General features: G+C 72.6%; 11 protein-coding genes. 9 read left to right on the top strand and 2 right to left on the bottom strand.

Features of this window, described 5'->3' with window-relative positions; all coding sequences use genetic code 11:
- The first annotated feature begins 46 nt into the window (after positions 1–46).
- Genes ACFW01_RS36775 through ACFW01_RS36795 form a run of 5 tightly spaced genes read left to right on the top strand, consistent with a single transcriptional unit; the run spans position 47 to position 5226 of the window.
- Positions 47–1624, top strand: coding sequence for an ABC transporter substrate-binding protein (locus ACFW01_RS36775; RefSeq protein WP_234958659.1), 1578 nt, complete (start codon positions 47–49; stop codon positions 1622–1624).
- The gene (locus tag ACFW01_RS36780; protein WP_384510974.1) at positions 1621–2613 is read left to right on the top strand and encodes an ABC transporter permease; all 993 of its coding nucleotides are present in this window, start codon (positions 1621–1623) and stop codon (positions 2611–2613) included. Before ACFW01_RS36775 ends, ACFW01_RS36780 begins: the two co-directional genes overlap by 4 nt.
- The gene (locus tag ACFW01_RS36785) at positions 2610–3524 is read left to right on the top strand and encodes an ABC transporter permease (RefSeq protein ID WP_234958661.1); all 915 of its coding nucleotides are present in this window, start codon (positions 2610–2612) and stop codon (positions 3522–3524) included. Before ACFW01_RS36780 ends, ACFW01_RS36785 begins: the two co-directional genes overlap by 4 nt.
- Positions 3521–4342 carry an ABC transporter ATP-binding protein gene (locus ACFW01_RS36790; RefSeq protein WP_234958662.1) on the top strand — a complete coding sequence of 274 codons (822 nt, stop codon included), beginning with the start codon at positions 3521–3523 and terminating at the stop codon, positions 4340–4342. The genes ACFW01_RS36785 and ACFW01_RS36790 overlap by 4 nt, the downstream gene beginning before the upstream one ends.
- Positions 4339–5226, top strand: a complete 888-nt coding sequence (locus ACFW01_RS36795) for an ATP-binding cassette domain-containing protein (RefSeq protein ID WP_234958663.1) — start codon at positions 4339–4341, stop codon at positions 5224–5226. The genes ACFW01_RS36790 and ACFW01_RS36795 overlap by 4 nt, the downstream gene beginning before the upstream one ends.
- A gap of 11 nt (positions 5227–5237) precedes the next feature.
- Here the strand turns inward: ACFW01_RS36795 and ACFW01_RS36800 are convergent, their stop codons facing one another.
- The gene (locus ACFW01_RS36800) at positions 5238–6197 is read right to left on the bottom strand and encodes an ROK family protein (RefSeq protein WP_384510980.1); all 960 of its coding nucleotides are present in this window, start codon (positions 6195–6197) and stop codon (positions 5238–5240) included.
- A 41-nt stretch (positions 6198–6238) separates the two neighbouring features.
- Here ACFW01_RS36800 and ACFW01_RS36805 point away from each other — a divergent pair, with 41 nt between their 5' ends.
- The 4 genes from ACFW01_RS36805 (at position 6239) to ACFW01_RS36820 (ending at position 11603) form a co-directional block, all read left to right on the top strand.
- Positions 6239–7009: a creatininase family protein gene (locus tag ACFW01_RS36805; RefSeq protein WP_234958664.1), complete on the top strand. Its 771-nt coding sequence runs from the start codon at positions 6239–6241 to the stop codon at positions 7007–7009.
- 25 nt (positions 7010–7034) lie between these two features.
- A complete protein-coding gene (locus ACFW01_RS36810; RefSeq protein ID WP_234958665.1) occupies positions 7035–8162 on the top strand; it encodes an enolase C-terminal domain-like protein in 1128 nt (375 codons plus the stop codon).
- The gene (locus ACFW01_RS36815; protein ID WP_234958666.1) at positions 8159–8566 is read left to right on the top strand and encodes a Rid family hydrolase; all 408 of its coding nucleotides are present in this window, start codon (positions 8159–8161) and stop codon (positions 8564–8566) included. The genes ACFW01_RS36810 and ACFW01_RS36815 overlap by 4 nt, the downstream gene beginning before the upstream one ends.
- A gap of 112 nt (positions 8567–8678) precedes the next feature.
- Positions 8679–11603, top strand: a complete 2925-nt coding sequence (locus ACFW01_RS36820; protein WP_234958670.1) for an FAD-binding and (Fe-S)-binding domain-containing protein — start codon at positions 8679–8681, stop codon at positions 11601–11603.
- A 1-nt stretch (position 11604) separates the two neighbouring features.
- On the opposite strand, the gene ACFW01_RS36825 is transcribed toward ACFW01_RS36820, so the two are convergent.
- Positions 11605–11689: hypothetical protein (locus tag ACFW01_RS36825; RefSeq protein ID WP_384509447.1), on the bottom strand; the 85-nt coding region annotated here is incomplete at its 5' end.

Here is an 11689-nt window from a genome sequence, read left to right on the forward strand (position 1 = left end):
GCTTAACCCAACCGCATTCCATCTGACGGAACGGAGGTGTTGTTCAATGGAACGAATTCATCAGGGGCGCACGATGGACCACAGCCGTCCCACCCGACGTCACGTCCTGCGGACCGGCGGGCTGCTCCTCGGAGCCCTCGGCGCCCCGGCGCTCCTGACCGCGTGCGGCACGACGGCCGCCGCGGACCGGGCCGGCAACGTCCTGCGGGTCTCCCAGCCCGGGGACCCCAAGACGCTGGACCCGCAGAAGCAGGGCGACATGGTGTCGATGAACGTCCTGATCAACATGTTCGACACGCTCACCACCCGGGGCCGGGACAACCGGCTGCACCCCAGGCTCGCCCTCTCCTGGAAGGCCACCGACGCGCGCACCTGGCGCTTCACCCTCCGCCCCGGCGTGACCTTCCACAACGGTGAGGCGTGCGACGCGCGGGCCGTCGCCTTCAGCATCGAGCGGCTGCTCGACCCCGCCACCAAGTCGCCGATCGTCGAACTGCGCTTCGTCAAGGGCGTCACCGTGGTCGACCGCCTCACCGTGGACTTCCACACCACCGTGCACGACCCGATCCTGCCCGCGAAGCTCTCCCTCTTCGGCGGCGTGGTCGTGCCGCCCCGCCATCTGGCCGAGGCGGGCGACGCCGAGTTCGCCGAACACCCCGTCGGCACCGGCCCCTTCACCTACGTCAGCTGGCGGCGCGACCACGAACTGCGCATGCGGGCCTACGACGGCCACTGGAACGGACGGCCCGCCGTCGACGGCCTCGTCTTCAGCCCCGCGCCGAACGCCTCCTCCTCCCTGGCCGCCCTCCAGAGCGGAGGCGTCGACCTCGTCGCCGGACTCACCCCGGACGCCGCCCAGCAGTTGGAGGGCTACGGCGGCGTCTCGCTGGACGGCCACACCGGCATCCGCACCGCCTACCTGTCCCTGAACACCCTGGAGCGCGGCCCGCTCCAGGACCGCCGGGTCCGCCAGGCCCTCAACCACGCGATCGACGTACCCCTGCTGATCAAGGCGGTACTGGGCGGCAAGGCGACCGAGACACCCGCCCTCGTCCCGCGCGGCGCCTTCGGCTTCGACCCCACCGTCAAGCCGTTCGAGCGGTCCGTCGCGACCGCGCGCGCCCTCCTCGCCGACGCCGGCCACCCGCGCGGTTTCGCCACGACGATCACCGCCTCCAACGTCGACGCCAACGTCGCCGAGGCCCTGTCCGGACTGCTGGCCGAGGCAGGGGTGGACGCACGCGTGAACCTCATCGACCCCGGCACCTACTCGGCACGGCTCACCTCCGACAACCGGGGAGCGCTCGGCCCGATCTACCTCGCGGCCAGCACCGTCTGGACGATGGACGGTGCGAGCATCGTCCAGTCCAACGTGCGCAGCGACCGACGCCAGAGCCGCTGGCACTCCGCGGAGGCCGACCGCCTCATCGACCTCGAGGAACTCTCCGAGGACCCCGCCGAACGCGAACGGGCCTTCTCCGACCTGCAACGCCTGATGCGGGAGGAGGCGCCCTTCGTCTTCCTCTACCAGACCGACAACATCTTCGCCCGCAACGACCGCCCCCGCTGGACACCCGGCTCCGCGGGCGTCCTCGCCATGGAGAGCGCGGAGGTGTCCCGATGAGCGCCCTCACCCTCGACGAACCACCCGCCCCCGCGGAGCCGGCACCCCGCCGCCCGGACCGGACCGGGCTGCTGCGCACGGTGCTCAGGCGCCTGGCCACCGCGCTGTTCGTCCTGCTGTGCACCGCGACGGTCTCCTTCTTCCTGGTACGGCTCTCCGGCGACCCCGTGAAGATCCTGCTGCCGCCCGACGCCACCGCCGAGCAGGAGAACGTGCTGCGCGCCTCCCTCGGCCTGGACCAGCCGCTGTTCGCGCAGTACCTCGACTACCTCTGGGGACTGCTCCGCCTCGACTTCGGCGACTCCCTGGTCTACGGACAGCCCGTGAGCGAGATCCTCGCCGACCGGCTGCCCGCCACCATCGAACTGGCCGCCGCCGCCCTCGCGGTGACCCTCGTCGTCGCCGTCCCGGCGGGCGTCTTCGCCGCCATGCGCCGCGGGCGCGGCTCCGACCACACCGTGATGACCGGTGTCCTGCTGGGCCAGTCCACCCCGCCGTTCTGGGTCGGCATCCTGCTCATCCTGGTCTTCGCCGTCTGGCTGCACGCCCTGCCCGCCTCCGGCTACGGCACCTTCGCCAACCTCGTCCTGCCGGCCGTCACCCTCGCCGTCTACTCCGTCGCCGTCGTCGCGCGCCTGCTGCGCTCCTCGCTGATCGACGTCCTGTCCTCCGACCACATCCGCAGCGCCCGCGCCAAGGGCTTCGGCCCCCTGAAGGTGGTGCTCAGGCACGGACTGCGCAACGCCTCACTGCCGGTGGTGACCGTCGTCGGCCTGGAGGTCGGCAACCTGCTCGGCGGGGCGATCCTCACCGAACGGGTCTTCTCCTGGCCCGGAGTCGGCCAGCTGACCGTCGAGGCGATCTCCAACCGCGACTTCCCGCTCGTCCAGGCCACCGTCCTGTTCTTCGCCGCCACCTTCGTCGTGGTGAACCTGCTCGTCGACCTCTCCTACAGCTTCCTCGACCCGAGGGTGAGGACGTCACGATGACCGTCATGTCACCGGCCGCCACCGACCGGACCCCGGCCGGTCCACCATCCGGCGGCTCGGGCTCCGCCGTGCTGCGGGCCCTGCTGCGCAACAAGCTCGCCGTCGCGGCCCTGGCCGTACTCGCGCTGCTGCTGCTCGCCGCCCTGTTCGCACCCCTGATCGCCCCCTACGACCCCAACGCGCAGAACCTCCTCCTCAGGCTGCGGCCCCCCGCCTGGCAGGACGGCGGCAGCGGCGCCCACCTCCTGGGCACCGACCAGCTCGGGCGCGACACGCTCTCCCGCGTCATCCACGGCGCCCGGGTCTCCCTGCTCGTCGGCGCCGGCGCGGCCCTCCTCGCCGGAGTCATCGGCACCGTCGTGGGACTGTCCTCCGGGTACTTCGGCGGCTGGGCCGACCGCACCCTGATGCGCCTCGCCGACGTCCAGCTCGCTTTCCCGTCGCTGCTGCTGGCCCTCGCCATCGTCGGCTTCCTCGGCTCGGGCCTGTGGTACGTGATCCTGGTGCTCGGCTTCACCGGCTGGGTCTCCTACGCCCGCGTCGTGCGCTCCGAGGTGATGTCCCTGCGCACCCGCGACTTCGTCACCGAGGCCCGCGCGATCGGCGTCACCGACGTCACCATCATGCGCCGCCACCTGCTGCCCAACGTGATGGCCCCGCTGGCCACCATCGGCACCCTGCACGTCGCCGCCGCCATCGTCGCCGAGGCCTCCCTGAGCTACCTCGGGCTGGGCGTGCCCAAGGAGACGGTCACCTGGGGCGGCATGCTCTCCGACGGCCAGCTCTACCTGGGCACCTCCTGGTGGGTCGCCGTCTTCCCCGGCATCGCGCTGATGCTCACCTCCCTCGCCATCAACATCACCGGCGACGCCCTCAGGGACGTCGCGGACCCGAAGGCCTACCGCCGATGACCCACGACCGACCGACCACACCACCGCCGCTGCTGGAGATAGCCGGCCTCAGCGTCGACTTCCGCCTGGAGACCTCCGTCGTCCGCGCCGTCCAGGACGTCTCCCTGCACGTCCACGCCGGTGAAACCCTCGCCGTCGTGGGGGAGTCGGGCAGCGGCAAGAGCGCCACCGCCCTCTCCGTCCTGCGCCTCAACCCGAGCCCGCCGTGCGTCTACGCGAGCGGCGAGATCCGCTTCGACGGACGCGACCTGCTGAAACTCTCCGAGAAGGACCTCGGAAGGGTCCGCGGCCGCGACATCGCCATGGTCTTCCAGGACCCGATGACCTGCCTCGACCCCCTCCAGCGGGTCGGCGCCCAGGTCGCCGAAGTACTCAGGCACCACACCGGCATCTCCCGCGCCGAGGCGAAGGAGGCCGCGCTGGCGGCACTGGACGAGGTCGGCATCCCCGACCCGGCGCTGCGCTACCGCCAGTACCCGCACGAACTCTCCGGAGGCCTGCGCCAGCGCGTGATGATCGCGACGGCGCTGGTCGCGCGGCCCCGCGTGCTCATCGCCGACGAGCCGACCACGGCCCTGGACGTCACCGTGCAGCGCCAGATCCTCGACCTGCTCGTCACCCTCCAGCACAAGCACGACATGGCCGTCGTGCTGATCACCCACGACCTCGCCGTCGTCGCCGAGACCGCCGACCGCGTCGTGGTCATGAACAAGGGCCGCGTCGTCGAGACCGGCGACGTCCTCGACGTCTTCGACCGTCCGGCCGACGACTACACCCGCAAGCTGCTGGCGGCCACCCCGCGACTGGAGGCGGCATGACCACGGAAGCCACCGAAGCCAACGCACCCGCACCCGCGTCCGCCAAGGTCCTCCTGGAACTCGTCGGGCTGCGCGCGGAGTTCGGCACCCGCGTCACCACCACCGCCGTCGACGACGTGTCGCTCGAAGTCCACGAGGGCGAGACCCTCGCCCTGGTCGGTGAATCCGGCTGCGGCAAGACCACCCTGACCCGGCTGCTGCTGCGGCTCCTCGAACCCACCGCCGGCAGCGTCCGCTTCGACGGACAGGACCTCGCCGCCCTCTCCGCGGCCGAACTGCGCGCCGTACGACGGCAGATGCAGGTCGTCCTCCAGGACCCCCACTCCAGCATGAACCCGCGCATGCGCATCACGGACATCGTCGCCGAACCCCTCGTCACCCACGACCCCGAGGCGCGCGGACGCCGCGCACGGCCCCGTACCCGCGAACGCGTCGGTGAACTCCTGGAGGCGGTGGGCCTGGACGCCGGTATCCAGGACCGCTACCCGCACGAGTTCTCCGGCGGTCAGCGCCAGCGCGTCTCGATAGCGCGGGCCCTGGCCCTGCGCCCCCGCCTCCTCGTCCTGGACGAACCGACCAGCGCCCTGGACGTCTCCGTGCAGGCGACGGTCCTCGACCTGCTGGCCGACCTCCAGCAACGGCTCGGGCTGACCTACGTGTTCGTCTCCCACAACCTCGCCGTCGTCGGACAGGTCGCCGACCGGGTCGCCGTGATGCGCCGGGGCCGCCTGGTCGAGGTCGGCGGCACGGCGGAGGTACTGCGCTCACCGCGACACCCCTACACGCGGCAACTCCTGGACGCCGTACCCGTCCTCGACCCGCGCAAGGGGCGCCGCGCGGCACAGCGCGGCGCCGCCTCGCCGACGGCCGAGGCGAGCCGATGACCCGCACTGCCCTACAAGTGCGACAGCACCAGACCCGCACCGCCGAGCAGCGCGACGTCGTCGACGGCGGCGGTTCCCACCAGCACCCGGGGCTGCTCGGCCCCGGTGAAGGCGACGGCCTCGCGCAGCCGCTCCTCCACCACGGTCCGGAAGCGCTCACCGCCCTCACGCGCCTCACCGTGCAGGATGAAGAGACCGGGCGCGAACAACTGCTGCACGTTCACCAGACCCAGCGCGAGGTTGTGCGCGTACTCCTCCACCACCCGTCCGGCGAGCGCGTCCCCGCCGTTCACCAGGGCCTCCAGCGACACCTTCGGGCCCAGGCCCGCATCCCGCGCCCGGGCGCGCAGCCAGCCGGTCGTGGCCACCGTCTTCCAGCAGCCCCGGCTGCCGCACGTGCAGCGCTCACCGCTGGCCGACACGGTCATGTGCGCGCCGCTGCGCCCACCGGGCGGGGCCATCACCTCGCCGTCATACAGGACACCGACCCCGAGCACCTCGCCCGTCGACACCGAGGCGAAGGTGCGCCGCCCGCGGCCCGCGCCGAACCAGCGGTCGCCGAGCACCTGGAGCCGCGCCCGGTGCTCCACCCGCACCCCGGCGCCGGTGAGCGCGCCGAGCCGCTCCGTCACCGGATAGCCGTGCAGGGCGGGCACGTCGTTCACCTCCAGGATCAGCCCCGCGTGGGGGTCCACCAGCCCTGCCGCGGCCACGCCGATCCCCTGGAGGTCGTGCGCGGCGAAGACACCGGCGGCCTCCTCCAGCGCGGCGTCGATGTCCGCGGGCGTCGCGCCGGCCGCGTCGTACGACGCCTCGGCACGGTCCAGGACCTGGCCCGCGACGGACAGCACGGCGGCCCTGACCCGGCCTGGCACCAGCTCGACGGCGCCCAGCCGCCGCGGCGCGGGCGGCGCGGCCGGTCGCGGCACGGCCGCGGGGACCAGTCGCAGCGGAGAACTCTTGTGGACCATGCGCCGACTCTGCCACGGCCCCGTTTCGGAGAGGTAGCACCGTGAGCCAATCGAGACTGACCGACCTCACCTGGCGCGAGGTCCGCCGGGCCGGTGAGCGGGGCATCGCCCTGCTGCCCATCGGCTCGCAGGAGCAGCACGCCGGGCACCTGCCCATGGGCACCGACACCCTCCTGGTCGAGGAGGTCGTGGACCGGGCGCTGGACCTCCTCGCCCGGGAGGCGGCCGCACCCGAGGTCGTACGCCTGCCGGCGCTGCCCTTCGGCCACAGCCCGCACCACCTGTTCGCCGCCGCCGTCTCGCTCTCCGCGGCCACCCTGGGCGCGGTCCTCGACGACGTCCTCGACTCGCTCGTGACCAGCGGACACCACCGGGTGCTGGTCGTGAACGGCCACGGCGGCAACGACGAGATCATGCGGCTCGCCGTGAAGCGTTTCGCGCTGCGCGCCCGGGTGACCGTGGCCGCCTGCTCGTACTGGACCCTCACCGCGGGCGAGGACGAGGCGGGGCGGCCGGACGTCACCCCGGGGCACGCCGGATGGTTCGAGACCTCACTGATGCTCGCGGCCCACCCCCGTCTGGTGCGCACACCCGTGCCCGCCCGCGCCCCGGTGGAGCCGCCGCCCCTGTTCGACCACCCGCCGCACCCCGGCCTGACCGTGGAACGCCACGGCGAGTGGGAGCGGGTCGACGGCGCCACGGACGACGCGTCCGGCGCCGACGCCGTCCGGGGCGGCCTGCTGCTGGACGACCGGGCGCGCGGCCTCGCCGACGCGATCCGGGCGTTCGACACGGCGAGCCGGCCGTCCTGATGAAGCGATGCGACAAGGAGAAGCAATGAAGATCACCGACGTGGACGTGTGGGTCGTCAACCTCCCGCTCATCAACCCCTTCACGAGTTCGTTCGAGACCAAGACCGGCGAGACCCGCACCGTCGTCCGCATCCGCACCGACGACGGCGTCGAGGGCTGGGGCGAGACGATGTGGGGCGCCCCGGTCGCCGCGATCGTCCGGCAACTGGCCCCCGACCTGATCGGGACCAGCCCCTTCGCCCTGGAGAGCTTCCACCGCAAGCAGCACATGGTGCCGTTCTTCTACGGCTACCTCGGCTACGCGGCGATCGCCGCCGTCGACGTCGCCTGCTGGGACGCGATGGGCAAGGCGACCGGCCAGTCCCTCACCGACCTGCTGGGCGGCCCCGTGCGGGACGAGGTCCCGATCACCGCGCTCGTCACCCGCGCCGACGCGCCGGGCGCCACACCGGTGGACCTGCCCAGGGCCCTGGCGGAGCACACCGTGCGCGTCGTCGCCGAGGGCGGATTCGACGCCGTCAAGCTCAAGGGCACCAAGGACTGCGCCGGCGACGTCGCCATCCTGCGCGCGGTCCGCGAGGCGCTGCCCGGGGTGAACCTGCGCGTCGACCCGAACGCCGCCTGGTCCGTCCCCGACTCGGTGCGCGCGGGGATCGCGCTGGAGGAACTCGACCTGGAGTACCTGGAGGACCCGTGCGCCGGCATCGAGGGCATGAGCCAGGTGAAGGCGAAGGTCCGCATCCCCCTGTGCACCAACATGTGCGTCGTCCGCTTCGAGGACTTCGCGCCCGCCATGCGGCTGAACGCCGTGGACGTCATCCACGGTGACGTCTACAAGTGGGGCGGCATCGCCGCGACCAAGGCGCTGGCCGCGCACTGCGACACCTTCGGCCTCGGCATGAACCTGCACAGCGGCGGGGAACTCGGCATCGCCACGGCCGCGCACCTGGCCGTCGTGTCGAGCACACCCGTCCTCTCCCGGGCGATCGACAGCATGTACTACCTGCACGCGGACGACATCATCGAGCCGCTGCACCTGGAGAACGGCAGGCTGCGGGTGCCGTCAGGACCGGGCCTTGGCGTGCGGGTGGACGAGGACAAGCTCCGCCACTACGCCGGGGTCAACGAGCGGGACGGAGACCTCACCGGATGAGCGGGCGGACCGGGAAACGAGCCGTGCGCACGACCGGGGCTCCCCGGCCGGCGGGCGCGTACGCGCAGGGCGTGGTGGCGGGCGGACTCCTGTTCACGGCCGGGTTCGGCCCGCAGGACCCGGCCACCGGCGAGGTGCCCGAAGGCGTCGGCGCGCAGACCGCGCAGGTGCTGCGCAACGTCCGCGCGGTCCTCGCCGAGGAGGGGCTCTCCCTGCGGGACGTCGTGAAGGTGACCACGCACCTGCAACACCTCGAACGGGACTTCGCCGCGTACGACGCCGCCTACCGCGCGTTCTTCGACGAGCCGTGCCCGGTGCGCACCACCGTCGGGTCGGACCTCATGGACATCCTCGTGGAGATCGACGTGGTGGCCGTCCTGCCCGGCCCTCCCACACCCGGGTGACCGCCCTTCCGCCCTTCCGCGTTCGCGTGCCCCGGCGCACCCCGGGGCACGCGAGCCCTTCGCAGTCGTACGCTGATCAGCACCGACCGAGACCGTGTGGGAGACGAACGTCATGCCCCTGCTGGAGCCCAAGCCGGACAGCCTCCGCCCGGGAACGGCCCGCGCCGCCGCGGCCGACCGGGTCCCCGACCGGGGCGCCTCGGGCACACCCGAGCGGCTCCGCGCGGAACTGACTGCACTCCTCGGTCCGGAGAAGGTCCGCTGGAAGGTCTCCGACCTGGTCAAGTACGCCTCCGACGCCAGCCCCTACCGGTTCGTCCCGCAGGTCGTCGTCCTGCCCGAGACCACCGGGGACATCTCCGCGATCATGGGGTACGCGCGCTCCCACGGCCGCGACCTCGTCTTCCGCGCCGCCGGCACCAGCCTGAACGGCCAGGCCCAGGGCGAGGACATCCTCATCGACGTCCGCCGCCACTTCACCGGCGTGCAGGTCCTGGACGACGGCGCGCGGGCCCGCATCCGCCCCGGCACCACCGTCATGCGGGCCAACGCCACCCTCGCCCGGTACGGCAGGGTCCTGGGCCCCGACCCGGCCAGCGCCATCGCCTGCACCGTCGGCGGGGTCGTCGCCAACAACGCCTCCGGCATGACCGCGGGCACCACCCGCAACTCGTACCGCACCCTCGCCTCGCTGACCTTCGTGCTGCCGAGCGGCACCGTCGTCGACACCGCCGCCCCGGACGCGGACGACAAGCTGGCCCGCACTGAGCCGGAGCTGTGCGCGGGCCTGCTGGCCCTCAAGGCGGAGATCGAGGCGGACACGGCACTCACCCACCGCATCCGGGCCAAGTACGAGATCAAGAACACCAACGGCTACCGGCTCGACGCCTTCCTGGACGGCACCACACCCGTGGAGATCCTGCGCGGACTGATGGTCGGCTCCCAGGGCACCTTCGGGTTCATCTCCGACGTCGTCTTCGACACCCTGCCGCTGGACCGCCGCGTCACCAGCGGCCTGCTCTTCTTCCCCTCACTGACCGCCGCGGCGGCGGCCGTGCCCCTCTTCAACGAGGCCGGGGCCCTGGCCGTCGAGCTGATGGACGGCAACACCCTGCGTGCCTCGGTCAGCGTGCGGGGCGTGCCGGCGGACTGGGCGGGACTGCCGCGCGAGACCGCCGCGCTGCTGGTGGAGTTCCGGGCAGCGGACGAAGCGGGCCAGGAGGCGTACGAACGGGCGGCGGCCGACGTCCTGAAGCGGCTGAGCCTCGTCGCCCCCGCCCCCTCCGTGACCAACGAGTTCACCCGTGACGCCAAGACCATCTCGGGGTACTGGAAGGCCCGTAAGGCATTCGTCACCGCGGTCGGCGGTTCCCGGCCGGCGGGCACCACACTGATCACGGAGGACTTCGCGGTCCCGCCGTCCCGGCTGGCCGACGCCTGCGAGGCCCTGCTCCGGCTCCAGGCCGGCCATGGTTTCGACGCGGCCGTCGCCGGTCACGCCGCCCACGGCAACCTGCACTTCCTGCTCGCCTTCGACGCGTCGAAGGCGTCCGACGTCGACCGGTACGCCGCCTTCATGGACGACTTCTGCCGGATGACCGTGGAGCGCTTCGACGGGTCGCTGAAGGCCGAACACGCCACCGGACGCAACATCGCCCCGTTCCTGGAGCTGGAGTGGGGCCCGAGGGCGACCGAGCTGATGTGGCGCACGAAGCAACTCGTCGACCCCGACGGCGTCCTGGCGCCCCGGATCGTCCTGGACCGGGACCCCAGGGCCCACCTGCGCGGCCTCAAGACGATCCCCGGCATCGAGGCCGTCGCCGACCCCTGCATCGAGTGCGGCTTCTGCGAACCCACCTGCCCCAGCCACGACCTGACGACCACGCCGCGCCAGCGGATCGTGCTGCGCCGGGAGATGATGCGCCAGCCGGACGGCTCACCGGTGGAGGAGCAGCTCCTCGCCTCCTACGGCTACGACGCCGTCGACACCTGCGCGGGCGACTCCACCTGCCGGATCGCCTGCCCCGTCGGCATCGACACCGGCGCCATGATGAAGGACTTCCGACACCGGCGGCACTCCCCGCGCGAGGAGCGGATCGCCGCGCTCACCGCGAGGCGGTTCAAGGCCGTCGAGGCGTCGGCGCGCCTGGCGGTGGGCGCGGCCGACCGGGTCGCCGACCGGCTGCTGACGGCCGCCACCGGCCTCGCCCGCAAGGCCGTGCGCCCCGACCTCGTGCCCGAATGGCTGCCGGAGATCCCCGGCGCCGCCACGCGCGCCGTGCCCCGCACCGCGAAGGCGGACGCCCGGGCCGTGTACTACCCCGCCTGCGTCAACCGCATCTTCGGCGGGCCCGGGAGCGATGACACCCCCTCGCTCCAGCAGGCCGTGGTCGACGTCTCGGCCCGCGCCGGCAAACCGGTCTGGATCCCGGACGACGTCGCCGGCACCTGCTGCTCGACGATCTGGCACTCCAAGGGCTACGAAGACGCCACCACCGTGATGGCCAACCGCGTCGTCGAGGCCGCCTGGGCCTGGACCGACGGCGGAAGGCTCCCGCTGGTCGTCGACGCCTCCTCCTGCACCCTGGGCATCGCCGACGAGGTCGTCCCCTACCTCACCGAGGCCAACCGCGAACTGCACCGGCACCTCACGGTGGTCGACTCCGTCGTCTGGGCCGCCGAGGAACTCCTGCCAGGGCTTACGATCCGGCGCACCGCCCGCTCGGCGGTACTGCACCCCACCTGCTCGATGCAGCACCTCGGCGACGTCGATCGACTGCGCGAGGTCGCCGAGGCGGTCGCCGACGAGGTGGTCGTCCCCGACGACGCCGGATGCTGCGCCTTCGCCGGTGACCGGGGCATGCTGCACAAGGAGCTGACGGCGTCCGCGACGGAGAAGGAGGCCGCCGAGGTCACCTCGCGCGCCTACGACGCCCACCTGTCCGCCAACCGGATGTGCGAGATCGGCATGGACCGGGCGACGGGACGCGCGTACCACTCGGTCCTGATCGAACTGGACCGGGCGACCCGGCCCTGACTCAGCGCTGGGTGAGGGTCTGGGGGTAGTCGGTGATGATGCCGTCGACGCCGAGGCCGGTCATTTTGCGGATGGCGCCGGGTTCG

The organism is Streptomyces sp. NPDC058985 (genome assembly GCF_042740985.1).
Classification (GTDB): Bacteria; Actinomycetota; Actinomycetes; order Streptomycetales; family Streptomycetaceae; genus Streptomyces.